13 protein-coding genes are annotated in these 15,526 nt (G+C 72.1%); 11 read left to right on the forward strand and 2 right to left on the reverse strand.

Annotation, left to right across the window (positions count from 1 at the left end; genetic code table 11):
- The first annotated feature begins 227 nt into the window (after nucleotides 1–227).
- On the forward strand, nucleotides 228–1,388 hold the full coding sequence (locus tag ACIGFK_RS08250; protein WP_400050990.1) for an IS701 family transposase: 1,161 nt from the start codon (nucleotides 228–230) through the stop codon (nucleotides 1,386–1,388).
- On the opposite strand, the gene ACIGFK_RS08255 is transcribed toward ACIGFK_RS08250, so the two are convergent.
- Entirely contained in the window at nucleotides 1,364–3,322 is a 1,959-nt protein-coding gene (locus ACIGFK_RS08255) for a helix-turn-helix domain-containing protein (protein WP_400050992.1), read from the reverse strand. The genes ACIGFK_RS08250 and ACIGFK_RS08255 overlap by 25 nt on opposite strands.
- A gap of 337 nt (nucleotides 3,323–3,659) precedes the next feature.
- Between ACIGFK_RS08255 and ACIGFK_RS08260 the strand changes: the two genes are divergently transcribed.
- Nucleotides 3,660–4,304, forward strand: a complete 645-nt coding sequence (locus tag ACIGFK_RS08260; RefSeq protein WP_376657840.1) for a methyltransferase domain-containing protein — start codon at nucleotides 3,660–3,662, stop codon at nucleotides 4,302–4,304.
- Between the two features lie 10 nt (nucleotides 4,305–4,314).
- Complete coding sequence (gene pabB, locus ACIGFK_RS08265; protein ID WP_400050995.1) at nucleotides 4,315–6,426, forward strand: aminodeoxychorismate synthase component I; 2,112 nt, start codon at nucleotides 4,315–4,317, stop codon at nucleotides 6,424–6,426.
- On the opposite strand, the gene ACIGFK_RS08270 is transcribed toward pabB, so the two are convergent.
- The gene (locus ACIGFK_RS08270; RefSeq protein ID WP_376657843.1) at nucleotides 6,416–7,387 is read right to left on the reverse strand and encodes a transaldolase family protein; all 972 of its coding nucleotides are present in this window, start codon (nucleotides 7,385–7,387) and stop codon (nucleotides 6,416–6,418) included. The two genes, pabB and ACIGFK_RS08270, sit on opposite strands and share 11 nt — an antisense overlap.
- Before the next feature lie 303 nt (nucleotides 7,388–7,690).
- Here ACIGFK_RS08270 and ACIGFK_RS08275 point away from each other — a divergent pair, with 303 nt between their 5' ends.
- From ACIGFK_RS08275 to ACIGFK_RS08310, 8 genes are all read left to right on the forward strand, one after another.
- Nucleotides 7,691–8,860, forward strand: a complete 1,170-nt coding sequence (locus ACIGFK_RS08275; RefSeq protein ID WP_376657844.1) for a 3-deoxy-7-phosphoheptulonate synthase — start codon at nucleotides 7,691–7,693, stop codon at nucleotides 8,858–8,860.
- An 18-nt stretch (nucleotides 8,861–8,878) separates the two neighbouring features.
- Nucleotides 8,879–9,649, forward strand: coding sequence for a 2,3-dihydro-2,3-dihydroxybenzoate dehydrogenase (locus ACIGFK_RS08280; RefSeq protein ID WP_376657845.1), 771 nt, complete (start codon nucleotides 8,879–8,881; stop codon nucleotides 9,647–9,649).
- A 28-nt stretch (nucleotides 9,650–9,677) separates the two neighbouring features.
- On the forward strand, nucleotides 9,678–10,322 hold the full coding sequence (locus ACIGFK_RS08285; RefSeq protein ID WP_376657854.1) for an isochorismatase family protein: 645 nt from the start codon (nucleotides 9,678–9,680) through the stop codon (nucleotides 10,320–10,322).
- Entirely contained in the window at nucleotides 10,319–12,205 is a 1,887-nt protein-coding gene (locus ACIGFK_RS08290) for an anthranilate synthase family protein (RefSeq protein ID WP_400050998.1), read from the forward strand. The genes ACIGFK_RS08285 and ACIGFK_RS08290 overlap by 4 nt, the downstream gene beginning before the upstream one ends.
- A complete protein-coding gene (locus tag ACIGFK_RS08295; protein WP_376657847.1) occupies nucleotides 12,202–12,546 on the forward strand; it encodes a hypothetical protein in 345 nt (114 codons plus the stop codon). Before ACIGFK_RS08290 ends, ACIGFK_RS08295 begins: the two co-directional genes overlap by 4 nt.
- A 195-nt stretch (nucleotides 12,547–12,741) precedes the next feature.
- Complete coding sequence (locus ACIGFK_RS08300; protein ID WP_376657848.1) at nucleotides 12,742–12,987, forward strand: hypothetical protein; 246 nt, start codon at nucleotides 12,742–12,744, stop codon at nucleotides 12,985–12,987.
- The gene (aroA, locus tag ACIGFK_RS08305; protein ID WP_376657849.1) at nucleotides 12,984–14,255 is read left to right on the forward strand and encodes a 3-phosphoshikimate 1-carboxyvinyltransferase; all 1,272 of its coding nucleotides are present in this window, start codon (nucleotides 12,984–12,986) and stop codon (nucleotides 14,253–14,255) included. Before ACIGFK_RS08300 ends, aroA begins: the two co-directional genes overlap by 4 nt.
- Nucleotides 14,256–14,262: 7 nt before the next feature.
- Complete coding sequence (locus ACIGFK_RS08310; protein ID WP_376657850.1) at nucleotides 14,263–15,444, forward strand: 3-hydroxybenzoate 6-monooxygenase; 1,182 nt, start codon at nucleotides 14,263–14,265, stop codon at nucleotides 15,442–15,444.
- Nucleotides 15,445–15,526: the final 82 nt, after the last annotated feature.

Raw genomic sequence — 15,526 nt, forward strand, 5'->3', positions numbered from 1 at the left:
CGTGCGTCTGGGGTGGTGGGCTCGCCACCCTCCCCCGGAGGCCGGCGGTCCGAGCCGGCATCCGTTCCCCGGTCCCGGTCCGGGGCCCGCCCGGCGAGCAGTGGCCGGGCACGCGCCGGCGGCCGCAGGTGTGTGCCGGGCGCACCTGGGCAAGTCCGTCCCCCGCGGCGCACGGTGGTGGTCCCGCAGGAGAGCAGCGGGCTGCCGAGCGTTGGGGAGACGCGGGGATGCACCTCGTCTGGGAAGAACAGAATGGTCAGCGGGTGCCGGAGTGCACCCTGGGGGAACTGTGCGCGGAGATCTTCGCGCCGCTGTCGCGCAGTGATCAGCGGCGCAAGGGAGAGATGTACCTGCGCGGGCTGCTGTCGGCGGGGGGCCGCAAGACGATGCGGAACATCGCCGCCTGCGTGGGGGACCGGGCGGCCGAGCAGAGCCTGCACCACTTCATCTCCTCCTCCCCCTGGGAGTGGGATGCGGTGCGTGCGGCGCTCGCCCGGTTCCTGGAGCGGTCGGTGCGCCCCCGTGCCTGGGTGGCGCACTCGGTGATCATCCCCAAGGCGGGGCGGCACTCGGTGGGGGTCGCCCGCCGGTTCGTACCGAGCCTGGGACAGGTGGTCAACAGCCAGGAGGTGTTCGGCATCTGGGCGGCCGCCGAGGGCGTGAGCAGCCCGGTCAACTGGCGGCTCACCCTCTCCGACGACTGGCGGGACGGTCCCCGGCTCGGGGACCCGGGGATCGCGGAGTCCAGCCTGGCCGAGACCCCCCTGGAGTGCGTGGCCCAAGGTGCGCTCCAGGCGCAGGCCTGGGTGGGGGGTGCGCCGCGCCCGGTCGTCCTCGACCTCCCGGACACCGACCCGGCGGCGGTCGCGAGGCGGTTCGGCGCCGCCGGCCTGCCCTTCGTGGCCGGAGTCCGGGGCTCCGCGCGCGTGGCCCCCGCCGCTCCGGGCCTGCTGGGCCGGGAGGTCCGGGAGATCCCCGCGCATCAGCTCCTGAGGATGGTCCGTACCCTGCGGCGGCCCGTCACCTGGACGGATCCGGTGACCATGGGCACCCGTACGAGCCTGGTGGCCGCCGTCCCGGTCCGGCTGCCGGGCACGCACCGCAACCTGGTGCTGCTGGGCGAGTGGACGGGCACGGAGGGCTGGCCGCAGCAGTGCTGGCTCACCGATCTGACGGACGCGCCGTGGGGAGCCCTGCTGCGCCTGGCGAAGCTGGCGCAACGCGTCGCCGCCGACTTCTCCGAGGTCTCCGTGGACGTGGGGATGGTGGACTTCGAGGGCCGGTCCTTCGGGGGCTGGCACCGGCACACGACGCTCGCCTCGGCCGCGCACGCCGTGCACGCCCTGACCACCCGCTACCGGCCTCAGCCGGTGGCGCGGCCCGCCTGATCGCGGCGGCCCCGCATCAGCGCCCGCCGGGTGCGCTGCATCTGGAGGGCCAGCTGGACTTCCAGGGCCTGCTGGGGCTCCAGCCATTCGGGGCCCAGGAGTTCGCTGATGCGCTCCAGCCGGCGGGAGACGGTGTTGGGGTGGACGTGCAGGCTTTCCGCGGCACGCGTGGGGCTGCCGGCGGAGGCGAAGTACGCCTCCAAGGTGCGGGCGAGCTCGGTGCGCTGCTGGGCGTCGTAGTCCAGTACGGGGCCGATGGTGCTGTTGACGAAGTCCCCGGTGTTGGGGTTGTCGGAGAGCAGCAGGCCCAGGAAGCCGAGGTCCCGGGGCGAGGCGCTGCCGCCGGTGCCGCCCAGGGCCGTGAGGGCGTCCAGGCAGCAGCGGGCCTGCTGGTAGGTGCGGCTGATGGCGGACAGCTCCGTGACCGGCCCCGCCGTGCCCGCGGTCACGGGGTGGTCGAGTGCCGAGGAGAGCTCTTCCGACACGGCGCGCGCCGCGGCTCCCGCGTCGGTTCCGGGGAGCATCAGGATGATGCAGCCCTCGTCGACGCTCTTGAGGCCGGAGTGCTGGTGCGCGTACGAGGACGCCCAGATGACGGCCCGGCCCAGGGAGCCGCCTTCGGGGCGGGCGACCACGACGACGTGGGGGCCGTCGAGGTCGACGCCGAGACGGCGGGCGCGTTCGGCGAGCTTCGCGGTCTGGAGCTCCCCTCCCTTGAGGAGGTCGTTGAACAGCTCGTCGCGGACCTGGCCCTCGGCCGCGGCGGCGCTGCGCTGCATCATCAGCAGGAGGGCGGTGACCTGGGAGACCAGGGCGAGGAGCTGGATGCGGTGGGCCGTGTCGGAGACCTCCTCCTCCGTGCGCGCGTACGGGACGAGGAGGAGGGTCCCGAGCATCTCCTGGCCCGCGACGGCCGGCGCGATCCAGATGCCGCTCGCCGACCGGACGGGGCGGCGCTCGGTGTGGGCGTCGAGGAAGGTCGCGCGGATGTCGCTCTCGTCCAGTTCGGGGAGGTCCGCGGGGGCGTTGAGGTCGCGTCCGGCCTGGTCGCGGATGAGGAGGGTGCCGCCGAGCAGGGTGGATGCCTCGGCGGCCAGGCTGTGCAGGCCGCCGCCCCCCAACACCAGCTCGATCAGGCGGCTGTGGGTGTCGCGCAGGTGGTTGGCGGCGGCGGAGGAGTCCATGGCGCGGGAGGTGTTGAGCTCCAGTCCCGCGACCTCGTCCCTGACCTGGTCCAGCAGCCGGGTCTTCTCGATGGCGACCGTGGCGAGGTCGGCGAGCGAGCTCATCAGGGAGATCTCGTCCGGATCGAAGTGGCGGATGCGGCGGCCCGCGACGTACAGATTGCCCAGGTCGGTCTCCTCGTGGCGCAGCGGGACGGCCATCAGGGCGTGGAGGCCCTCGGCCCGCACCACGTTGTCGATCACGTCCGAGTGGGCGAAGGAGGTGTCCTGGAGGTAGTCGGCCGTCCAGAAGGGGGCGGACCGCTGGCGTGCCTGCCTGCCGACGCCGCCGGTCATCGGCACGGCGAACCCCACGGTGATGGCCGAGGTGTGGCCGTCGGCGGCGCGGACGTAGGAGCGCTGCTCGTCGAAGGCGTGGAAGGTCACCCAGGACATGTCGAGCCCCAGCAGGAGCCGGGCCCGCCGGGTGATGACCTTCAGCAGCGTGTCCAGGTTGTAGGGGAGGGTCAGGTCCCGGGCGGTGTCGACCAGGGCGCTCAGTCCGGCTTCGCGCTGCTGGCGGCGGGCGAAGAGGCCGCGGATGTTCAAGGAGAGGTCCTTCGCCCGGGTCAGCCGGGTGAGGTCTTCCTCGCCGGCGCCGGCGTCACGGGCCGTGCGCACGATCCGCTCGAATTCCTCGGTGGGCGCCTCCCGGGCCAGCAGCTCCAGCATCTCGGAGACGTCCGCGTGCGGCGTTCGTCCATCCGGCATCTCCTGCATTTCGCCCCCCTCGATGCGCGGCGCAGCGCGCGTGACCCGTGGCGAACGTAATGCGGCCCGCGGGCTTGGTCAACATTTTGTTGAAGTAATAATGCCAGGTCAGCGGGGCGGAGTGTGGCTGGGGCACCACTCTTCGTGAACAACACGGTTGCCCGGCCACCTTCTGACATGACCTCACCTTGGGTGAACCTTTACCCGGCGCCAAGACCGGGCGCCGCGGTCCAGGTTGCTTACGAGGGGTGCGATGTCGCAGGTCCAGAGTTTCGAGCGCTCACTTCACCGCAGTCGAATGTCGCTGACGCGTGAAGACAGGCCGAAGGTCTTCTCCATGTGCGGACGCGAGTGGGATCTGCTGGACGAGGTGTTCGCGCCCGTGTTCTCCCCGTCGACCGGGATCGCACTGGACTTCCTCGACCTGGGCAGCGGGCCGGCGGCACACGCGCGCTCCGGTTCCTTCCTGGAAGTGGGGTGCGGTGCCGGAGTCACGGCCGTCATGGCCGCGCTCGCCGGCTACGAGCGCGTCGTCGCCTCGGACATCAGCCCGCGGGCGGTGGAGAACGCGGCCGTCAATGCGGAACGGCACGGGGTGGACGACCGGTTGAGCGCCCTGCACAGCGACCTGTTCTCGGGTCTGAACGAGGGCGACCGGTTCGACACCGTCTTCTGGAGCTCCAACTACGTGCTGGCGCCGGAGTCCTACGAGTACAAGTCGGTCCACGAGCGTGCCTACGTGGACGCCGGATACCGGGCCCATCGCCGCTACCTGGAACAGGCGCCGCGCTGGCTCACTCCGAACGGATCGGCCCTGCTGCACTTCAGCGACCGGGGCGACGTCGCGGCCCTGTACCGGATCGCGCAGGAATGCGGGCGGGAACTGCGCACCCTGCGCAGCCACCGGGTGCGCGAAGGGGAGTACGGCAGCGACGTCGTCGAGCACATGCTGCTGGAAATCCTGCCGTCCCCGGCGCGGTGAGGGGGCCGACGTGCGCACACTCCTGATCGACAACCACGATTCGTTCACCTACAACCTCTTCCACCAGATCACCGAGGTCAACGGCCGGGAGCCGGAGGTGGTCCGCAACGACGACCCGCACTGGCGGATGCGGCGGCTGGCGGAATTCGACAACGTCATCGTCTCTCCCGGCCCCGGAACGCCCCATCGGGCGGCCGATCTCGGCATCTCCCGAGAGATCACCGAACGGACCACGCTGCCGCTGCTCGGAATCTGCCTCGGCCACCAGGGGATCGGCCTGCTCCACGGCGCCACCGTGGGCCGGGCACCGGAGCCGCAGCACGGGAGGGTCTCCTCCGTACTGCACAGCGGCGAGGGCCTGTTCACGGGAATTCCCTCACCGATGCAGGTCGTGCGCTACCACTCGCTCGCGGTGACCGACCTGCCGCCCGAACTGGAGGCCACGGCGTGGACGCCGGACGGGATCCTGATGGGGCTGCGCCACCGGGAGCGGCCGATGTGGGGCCTGCAGTTCCACCCCGAATCGATATGCGCCGAGTACGGCGTCGAACTCCTGCGGAACTTCGCCGAGCTGAGCGGGCCACGGCGCAGGACCCGTTCCGCTCCGGCTGCCGCGGCTGCCACGGCGGCCACGGCGCGGCCGGCCGTGTCCGGGCCGGCCGCCTCCGGTACGCGCCGGTTGCGGGTGCTCGCACAGGAACTGTCCACGGGCTGGGCCGCCGAGATGGCCTACGACGCGCTGTTCCGGGGCAATCCCCACGCCTTCTGGCTCGACAGCAGCCGTCCGGACGCCGGCGCGGGACGCTTCTCCGTGATGGGCGACGCATGGGGGCCGCTGGCACGGGTGGCCCGCGCCGACGTGTGGAGCGGGACGGTCCGCGTGGACTCCGCGGCAGGGACCGAGATCGTCGCCGGAGCCTTCCTGGACTGGATCGACCAGGACCTGCGCGGCATCAGCGCGGACGTCCCCGATCTCCCCTTCGACTTCGCCCTCGGCTGGACCGGCTACCTGGGCTACGAGCTCAAGGCCGAATGCGGCGGAGATCTCGCGCACCAGTCGGAGGACCCCGACGCGACGATGGTCTTCGCCGACCGGGCGCTCGTACTCGACCACGCGACCGGCACCACCCACCTGCTGGCGCTGGCGGAGGAGGGCGTGGAAGGGTCGGAGGCCGCGGCGTGGAGCCGGCTGGCCGCCATGGCGGGACGGCTCGCGCGGCTGCCGCTGAGCCTGCCCGGCTCGGCGCCCGCGCCCGCCCGGCTGGGCGGGATCCGGCTGCGCCACGACCGCGACGCCTATCTGGGGCTGATCGCCGAATGCCAGGAGGACATCGCGGCCGGCGAGACCTACGAGGTCTGCCTCACCAACATGGCGGAGCTGAGCGGCTCCCTGGACCCGTGGTCCGGATACCTGCGGCTGCGCTCCGTCAGCCCGGCACCCTTCGGTGCGCTGCTCCAGTTCGACGGGCTCAGCGTGCTCAGCTCCTCGCCCGAGCGGTTCCTGCGGGTCTCCCGCGACGGCGTGGTCGAATCCAGGCCGATCAAGGGAACCCGTCCGCGCGGCGCCAGCGCCGCGGAGGACGCGGAGCTGGTGGCCGACCTGCGCAGCAGCGAGAAGGACCGCGCCGAGAACCTGATGATCGTGGACCTGGTCCGCAACGATCTCGGGCGCTGTGCCGAGCCGGGTTCCGTGGAAGCCGACGAGATCTTCCGGGTCGAGACGTACGCCGGCGCCCACCAGCTGGTGAGCACGGTGCGGGCGCGGCTGCGCTCCGGCCTCAGTTCCGTGGACTGCGTCCGGGCCGCCTTCCCCGGGGGCTCGATGACCGGAGCGCCCAAGATCCGGACGATGCAGATCATCGACCGGCTCGAGGCGGGGCCGCGCGGGGTGTACTCCGGTGCCATCGGCTACTTCTCGCTCACCGGCGCCGCCGATCTGAGCATCGTGATCCGTACGGCCCTGGTCACCGAGGACCGGGTGCGCTACGGCACGGGCGGAGCCGTCATCGCGCTGTCCGACCCCGAGGCGGAGTTCGAGGAGACGGCGGTCAAGGCCGCCCCGCTGCTGTCGCTGGCCGCGGCCCGGTTCCCGGGCAGGCGGGGGGCGGAGCTCAGGACCTGAGCGTCCAGGCGCGCCGGAGACGGGTGAGTCCCACCGTCTCCAGCTCCTGCGCGACATCGGGCATGCGGATACCGAGCCGTGCCAGTGCGTCCAGGGCACGGCGTCCCTCCTCGTGCCCACCCAGCAGTGTGTCGCCGCGCAGCTCCTCCTGCAGCGCGGCGGCCTCCAGCGCCTCCAGGGAAAACGCGTGGGCGGTGTTCCAGCCGATGAGCGCGCTGATGTGGCGGGGGCTCCCCGTGGTCCACAGCAGCCCCGGGGGCGTGGCCCCGGCCGCCCGGAGCACCTGCCACCATCCGGTGGCGAGCCGCTGCTCCCGTACTCCGTACACCTCGCGGGCGACCGCCAGGGCCGCCGTGTCACGGGCCCGGGCGGCGGGCAGGGCGGGCCCCGGCAGTGCCGCCAGCCGGGTGTTGACCTCCGAGTCGAGCACGCCCACCGGTACCGAGGCCGTGGCCGTGATCCCCCGGAGGTCCAGTCCGGCCGCGAGGGCCCGTTCCATCCCGGTGAGGTACGCCTGCAGGACCGCTTCGTACCTCTCGGCCGAGAACACCAGGCCCGCTTCCACGCTGATGCCCAGGGCGAGGCACTCCGCCAGCGCGAGCAGGCCGGCCGGGGTCGCCGGGATGCGGGCCTGCAGGTTCGCCCGCCCCACGACGGCGTGCACGTGACGGGCAGCGGCCACCAGCGCCTTCGCATCACCGGCTGCCCGCGGGTCCACGGGTACCGACACGCGGCCGTGGAGGCCGTCGCTCGTGACGAAGGTGTCCCACAGGGCGTCGCAGGCCCGGCGCAGGGCGGCCGGCGCGAGGGTCCGTGCCACGATGCCGTGCACGAGTCCGGCCGCTTCGCCATGGGACAGCGCACCCGGGAAGAGGTCCTCCGCGTTCGCGGCGTCCAGCCACGGAGACACCCCCTCGGATGCCAGCTGCTTCAGCAGTGAGATAGCCGGTCGGCTCAACATGGGCCGACCGTAAGCGGATTCTGGACTTCGGCAGCACAACTTCCCCCAGGTGTTGTCAAGTCCGGTCCCGTGCACCCGGGCCCGTGCCCGGCCGTGCGCGCGCACGGCAGGAATTCGGATGACGCGGGTCCGTTTCAGTGGGCAATTTCCGGTGCTTTCGTCGATGTGCACCGCAAAAGAAACGGACCTGACCAAGTGCCCGCCACCTGACGAAGTGGAACTGTCGTATTGGTGCCCCGCGTTCCCCATTCACAGACTCTCGTGCATCGCCATGTCAGCAGGTTCAGCACTGGGAGGTACCGCGTGCCTGAGATTGCACTCTGGAAATCGCTAGACGCAGGACAACAGCCGGACTGGCCGGACGAGACGGTTCTCGGGAAGGTCCGCGAGGAACTGTCCGAAGCTCCCGCCCTGGTGCGCGGAGAGGACGTGAGGGCACTGCGCGCCCTGCTGGCCCGGGTCGCGGCCGGTGAGATCCAGGTGGTGCAGAGCGGGGACTGCGCGGAGGACCCGGCCGACGCCACCCGCGGGTCCGTGGCCGCCAGGGCGGCGCTGCTGGACATGCTCGCGGGCGTCATGAAGACCCGCTCCCACAAGCCGGTCCTGCGCGTGGGCCGGCTCGCCGGGCAGTTCGGCAAGCCGCGTTCGAGCTCCACCGAGATCGTGGACGGCGTCGAACTCGCCTCGTACCGCGGCCACATGGTCAACAGCCCGGAACCGGACCCCGAACTGCGCCGCCCCGACCCGAAGCGGCTGCTCTCCGGCTACCGCGCCGCCGCAGACGTGGTGGAGCTGCTCGGCTGGAGCGCCGATTCGGGTCCCTGCGCGGCCGAAGCGCCGGTGTGGACGAGCCACGAGGCGCTGCTGCTCGACTACGAGGGCCCCCTGCTGCGCCGGGAGCCGGACGGCTCGCTGCTGCTGACCTCCACGCACTGGCCGTGGATCGGCGAGCGCACGCGGGAGATCGACGGCGCCCACGTCGCGTTCTTCGCCGAGTTGGCCAACCCGGTCGCCACCAAGGTCGGTCCGAAGACCACTCCGGCCCAGCTGCTGGAACTGTGCGAGCGGCTGGACCCGCGGCGTGAGCCCGGCCGGCTGACGCTGATCTCCCGCATGGGGGCCGGCACCGCGGCCGAGAAGCTGCCCGCACTGGTGCGCGCGGTGCGCGAGGCCGGGTTCCCGGTCATCTGGCTGTGCGACCCGATGCACGGCAACACCGTGAGCGCTCCGGGCGGAATCAAGACCAGGTTCGTCGAAACGGTCGTGCGGGAGGTCGAAGAATTCCAGGCCGCGGTCTCGGACAACGGCGGAATCGCCGCGGGACTGCATTTGGAGACCACCCCGGACCACGTGAGCGAATGCGTCGCCGACGCATCCCGGTTCGGGGAATTGGGAGAGAAGTACACCAGTTTCTGCGACCCCCGGCTCAATCCCCGGCAGGCGATGGAAGTCGCCTCCGCCTGGCGCGGCTGAGAAAGGAGTTCAACGATCATGCAAGGAAAGACCGCTCTGGTCACCGGCGCCGCCGGAGGCATCGGAGAGGCCGTGGTGCGTGCGCTGGCAGCGCGCGGCGTGCGGGTCGCCGCCGTCGACCGTGATGCCGAACGCCTGGCCGTGGCAGTGAAGTCCGCCGTCGGGGAAGGACTGACGGTCTCGGCCTTCCCCGCCGACGTGACCGCCAGTTCCGACGTCGACGGGCTGGTCGCCGAGGTCGAGTCGACCCTCGGGCCGCTCGACTACCTCGTCAACGCGGCCGGCGTGCTGCGGCTGGCGGAGGCGCGCGCCCTGACCGACGAGGAGTGGGCGACCACCTTCGCCGTCAACACCACGGGTGTGTTCTTCGTGTCGCGGGCCGTCGTGAACCGCATGGTGCCCCGGCAGCGGGGTGCGATCGTCACCGTGGCGTCCAACGCCGCCGGCACCGCCCGCGCCGAGATGTCCGCGTACGCCGCCTCCAAGGCGGCCGCCACCATGTTCACCAAGTGCCTGGGCCTGGAGGTCGCCAAGTTCGGCATCCGGGCCAATCTCGTGGCGCCCGGCTCCACCGACACGCCGATGCTCACCTCGATGTGGGAGGACGACTCCAGCGCCCGGATGTCGATCGACGGGAACCCGGACGCGTACCGGGTCGGGATCCCGCTGGGGAAGCTGGCCCGGCCCCAGGACGTCGCCGACGCCGTGGTGTTCCTGCTCTCCGACATGGCCTCGCACATCACCATGCACGACCTCACCGTGGACGGGGGTGCGACGCTCGGTGTCTAGGTCCATTCCCGCGATCAGCCCGTACCCGATGCCCGCAGCCGGCGACCTGCCCACCGGTCCCGCCGAATGGCAGGTCGATCCCGACCGCGCGGTGCTGCTCCTCCACGACATGCAGAAGTTCTTCCTCGCCCCCTTCCCGGCAGGCGAGCAGCCCGTCACCGCCCTGGTGGACCACAGCGCACAGCTGCGCGACCGCTGCGCGGCGCTGGGCATACCGGTCGCGTACACCGCCCAGCCCGGCGGCATGACACCGCAGCAGCGGGGTCTGCTGAAGGACTTCTGGGGCCCCGGCATGACGCCGAGCCCCGAGCACCGGCAGGTCGTGGAGCCGGTGGCACCCGCCGAGGGCGACTGGGTGTTCACCAAGTGGCGCTACAGCGCCTTCCACCACACCGACCTGCTGGAGCGCATGCGCTCCGAGGGGCGCGACCAGCTCATCGTCTGCGGCGTGTACGCCCACGTCGGCGTACTCATGACGACGGTCGACGCCTTCAGCCACGACATCCGGCCCTTCCTGGTCGGCGACGCCGTCGCCGACTTCAGCTGGAACGACCACCGGATGGCCCTGGAGTACGCGGCGGCCCGCTGCGCCTCCGTGACCAGCACCAAGGCACTCCTGGAAGCCCTCCCGGAGTCCCGGGCGCTCCCGCACGGCGGGGAGGAGCGGTCATGACGGACGACCTGCTGGGGAGGGTGCTGGCGGGCGGGTCCCCCGCCTTCGCGCTCGTGCACCGCCCGGAGAGCACCGGGGCCGACCGGATCGACCTGTTCGCGGGCGAGATGACCGAGGTGGCGGCGCTGGCCGACATCGCGCTCCCCGGCCTCACCGCATCCGCCGCGCCGCGCCAGGACGTCCTGGCACTGGTGCCGTACCGGCAGATCGCCGAACGCGGCTACGAGGCACCGGACGACGGTGCGCCCCTGCTCGCGATGGCCATCGCGGAGCAGGGGACCGCCTCCCTGGAGGAGGTGCTGCGCCGGATCCCGGACGTACCCGTACGGCTGGCGGACGGCGGCGGCTTCGACATGGACGACGACGCCTACGCGGAGACCGTCCGCAGGGTCGTCAAGGACGAGATCGGCACGGGCAGGGGCGCGAACTTCGTCATCAAGCGCTCCTTCGTCGCGGACATCACCGACTACGGCATCGGCTCCGCGCTGTGCTTCTTCCGCCGACTCCTGGAGAAGGAGAACAGCGCGTACTGGACGTTCGTGGTGCACACCGGCGACCGCACCCTGGTCGGGGCCTCCCCCGAGCGGCACGTGAGCGTCGAGGGCGGCCGGGCCGTGATGAACCCCATCAGCGGCACCTACCGCTACCCGGACTCCGGTCCCACCCTCTCCGGCGTCATGGACTTCCTGGCCGACGCCAAGGAGTCCGACGAGCTGTACATGGTCGTCGACGAGGAACTCAAGATGATGGCCCAGGTCTGCGCCGGGGGCGGCCGCGTCGTCGGCCCGTACCTGAAGGAGATGGCCCGGGTCGCGCACACCGAGTACTTCATCGAGGGCGACACCGACCGGGATCCGCGCGAGATCCTGCACGAGACGCTGTTCGCGCCCACCGTCACCGGCTCCCCGCTGGAGAGCGCCGGCGAGGTCATCAAGCGGTACGAACCGCAGGGCCGCGGCTACTACAGCGGCGTGCTGGCGGTCATCGGCCAGGACGGCCGGGGTGCGCGCACCCTGGACTCGGCGATCCTCATCCGCACCGCGGACATCGACGGCGCCGGCCGGATGCGGATCGGGGTGGGCGCCACGCTGGTCCGCCACTCCGACCCGCTCTCGGAGGTCGCCGAGACCAGGGCCAAGGCCGCGGGTCTGCTGGCGGTCCTCGGCGAGAAGGGCCCGACCCGCTTCGCCGACCATCCCGACGTGCGTGCCGCACTGGTCCGCCGCAACGAGGCCGTCTCCGCCTTCTGGCTGGCCGACGACGCCGACCGGGTGCGCCCGATCCCGGGGCTCGCGGGGCGCGAGGTGCTCGTCGTCGACGCCGAGGACACCTTCACGGCGATGATCGCCCTTCAGCTGCGCGCCGGGGGGGCGCGGGTGACGGTGCGCCGGTTCGACGAGCCGTACGCCTTCGCTCCGTACGACCTGGTCGTGATGGGGCCGGGACCGGGTGACCCGCAGGACGCCGGTCACCCGAAGATCGCCCACCTGAGGGGGGCGATCGACACCCTGCTGACCGAGGGCCGGCCCTTCCTCGCGGTGTGTCTGAGCCACCAGGTGCTCAGCGCCCGGCTCGGTCTCGGCCTGCTGCGCAGGGAACGGCCCAACCAGGGCACGCAGCGCCGGATCGACCTGTTCGGGAAGCCGGAACGCGTCGGCTTCTACAACACGTTCGCCGCGCACAGCACCGAGGACAAGACGGACTGCCCCGGCGTCGGCGTGGTCGAGGTGAGCAGGGATCCGCACACCGGCGAGGTCCATGCGCTGCGCGGCCCGGGCTTCCGCTCCATGCAGTTCCACCCCGAGTCGGTGCTCACCGAGGACGGCGTACGCATCGTGGGAGAGGCCCTCTCCGACCTGCTCGACGAGGGGAGGCCGGTATGAAGGCCGCAGTGGTCTGGTGGGACCTGGAAGGTACCGGGCAGACCGCCGAGTCGCTGCGCGCGTTCCTGCGGGACGAGGCCGTCGACCTGTTCGCCGGAGTCGAGGGCCTGCGCCTGAAGTTCTGGATCTCGGACCCGCACACCGAACGGTGGGGTGCGGTGCTGCTCTGGGAGTCCGCCGAGGCCGCCGCGGCGCCGCTGCCCGCGCGGGCGGCGGAACTCATCGGCCGCGCACCGGTGCAGCGCACGCTGTTCGACGTCGAGGCGACCGTCGAGGGGCTGCACTCCCTTCCGGGGCTGTCGGGCCTGGGCCTGGCACTGGAGCGCCCGCCGGGCCGATGACCTGCCCGACCGCGGTACCGGGCTGCCCGGGACGTCCCGGGTCGCCACCGCACCGCGGGCTTCATGACGCAGTCCGGAGCACCTGACGAAGTGCTCCCGGACTCCTGCGCCCGTTCGCACAGGTCATTGCAGGGTGGCCGTGTGAGCGGCTCTCCCACCCGTTCCGAACATCATCAAGGAGCCCTGAGCAGAACCGTGAGGACCCCCCCGAAGAGCGTGGCCGGACGCTTCGCATGGAGCGAGCCGGCCCGGCGCGCCGTGGACGTCGCCCGCGCGCCGGCCGTCGACGCCGTCGAGGAAGCCGGCCACGGCCACCCGGGAACGGGCGAGTTCGGCGCCTCGGCTCCGTACCGGGCGCTCCACGAGCAGTACGGTCCGAGGGCCGAGCGTGTCGCCGCGGCGGCCCGCGCCAGTGCGGCCCGGGTCGGGAGCAGGGCATGAACGCGTCCACGGCTCCACTGACCGCCCGTGTGCCCGGTTCCAAGAGCATCACCAACCGGGCCCTGCTGCTGGCGGCCGCCGCCGAGGGCGTGACCCGGCTGCGAGCACCGCTGATCAGCGACGACACCCTCGCCTTCCGTACGGCGCTCACCGGGCTGGGCGTGCGCATCTCGGGTACCGACGACGTCTGGGAAATCACCGGTACGGGCCGCGGGCCCGTCGGCGACGCCCGCGTCTGGTGCGCGGACGCGGGAACCGCGGCCCGCTTCCTGCCGCCCTTCGCGGCCACGGGACGGGGAACGTTCGTCTTCGACGGCAGCGACCAGCTCCGGGCCCGTCCGCTGCGTCCGCTCGTGGACGCCCTCGGCGGGCTGGGCGCCGGGCTGAGCACCGGATCCGGGGGCGTCCTGCCGCTGACCGTCGAGGCCCGTGGCCTGGACGGCGGGGAGATCGGCCTCGACTCCTCCCTCAGCAGCCAGTACCTCACCGGGCTGCTGCTGGCGGCTCCGCTGATGCGCGGGCCGCTGACGGTCCGGGCGCAGGGACTGGTCAGCCGTCCGTACATCGAGATGACCCGGTCGCTGATGCACCACTTCGGGGCGCGCACCGACCAGCACGACGACGGCACGATCACGGTGCGGCCCGGCGGGTACACGGCGGCGGACCTGACGATCGAACCGGACGCCTCCACTGCTTCGTACGTCTTCGCGGCGGCCGCGGTGACCGGGCGCAGCGTCACCGTGCCGGGCCTGGGCTCCGGCTGTTCCCAGGGGGACCTCGGCTTCGCCGAGGTCCTGCGGCGAACGGGCGCGCAGGTGGAGACCACCGATCGCGCGACCACCGTCACCGGTCGTGCGGACGGCGGCCTCACCGGCGGGTTCGACGTCGACATGGGTGACATCTCGGACACGTTCATGACGCTCGCGGCCATCGCGCCGCTCGCCGACGCCCCGATCACGATCCGCGGGATCGGGCACGCACGGCTCAAGGAGTCCGACCGGATCGAGGCGGTCGCCCGGAACCTGCGGGCCTGCGGGATACGCACCGAGGAGGGCCGGGACCGGATCACCATCCACCCCGGCATACCGGGCGGCGCCGAGATCGCCTGCTACCGCGACCACCGGATCGCCATGGCCTTCTCCGTCCTCGGGCTGCGCGTCGAAGGAATCACCCTCGACGACCCGGCCTGCGTCACCAAGACCTTCCCCGGCTTCCACGACGAACTGCGCCGGCTCTTCCTCGACCGTCCGACACCACAAGGGGTGTGAACCACAGATGGCGAACATACTCATCGCCGGCGGAGGCATCGGCGGACTCGCCGCCGCCCTCGGCCTCGCGGGCCGCGGCCACCGGGTGACCGTGCTCGAGCGCAGGGAGACCTTCACCGAACTCGGTGCGGGCATCCAGCTCGGCCCCAACGCCTTCCACGCGCTCGACCTGCTCGGCGCGGGCGCGCAGGTCCGCGACCGTGCGGTCTACATCGACGAACTGCGGTTCATGGACGGCACCACGGACGAGCGGGTCGCCTCGATGCCGCTGACCGGCGACTACCGTGCGCGGTTCGGCAACCCGTACGCGGTCGTGCAGCGTTCCGACCTGTACGAGCCGCTGCTGGAAGGCTGCCGCAGCCACCCGCTGATCGAACTGCGCGGCGGCAGCGCGGTGGTGTCGTACGAGCAGGGCGGTCAGGGCTCCGGAGAGGTGACCGCCGTCCTGAGCAGCGGCGAGCGGCTCAGCGGTGCGGCACTCATCGGGGCGGACGGCATCCGCTCGGCGGTACGGCGCCAACTCGTCGGCGACGGCGACCCGCGGGTCTCCGGGCACACGATCTACCGCTCGGTGATTCCCATGGAGCAGGTGCCCGAGGAGCTGCGGTGGAACACCGTGACCCTGTGGGCGGGCCCCAAGTGGCACTTCGTCCACTACCCGATCGGCGGCGGCGCGTTCCTGAACCTGGCCGCGACCAGGGACGACGGCGCGCAGGTGGCCGTGGTCGGGCAGCCGACCGAGCGCGAGCACGTGCGACACGAGTTCCCGGACCTGGGCGAGACGGCGCGGCGGCTGCTGGAGCTCGGCCGGGACTGGAAGGCGTGGGTGCTGTGCGACCGCGACCCGGTCGACGTGTGGACCGACGGGCGCGTGGCGCTGCTCGGCGACGCGGCGCACCCGATGCTCCAGTACGCGGCCCAGGGCGCCTGCCAGGCGCTGGAGGACGCGGTGGTGCTCGCCGACTCGCTGGACTGCTCCGGGGACGACGTCGTCCAGCGGCTGGAGAAGTACAGCGCGACCCGCCGGGAGCGGACGGCAGAGATCCAGCTGGTCGCCCGCGAGATGGGGCGGCAGCTGTACCACCCGGTCGGCGAGGGGGCGCGCGAGCGCAACGCGATGCTCGCGGGCCTCTCGGCCGACGACATGTACGACAAGGTCGCCTGGCTCCACGGCGCGGACCTCCGTTGAGGAGGCTGCACCCGGCACGGGTGCGCCGCACCGTGCTCCTGTGGCTCGACCGCATTCCACTCATCTGACAAGGGAGTTGTAT

Origin of the sequence: Streptomyces sp. NPDC085524 (assembly GCF_044541755.1) — a bacterium.
Lineage (GTDB): Bacteria > Actinomycetota > Actinomycetes > Streptomycetales > Streptomycetaceae > Streptomyces.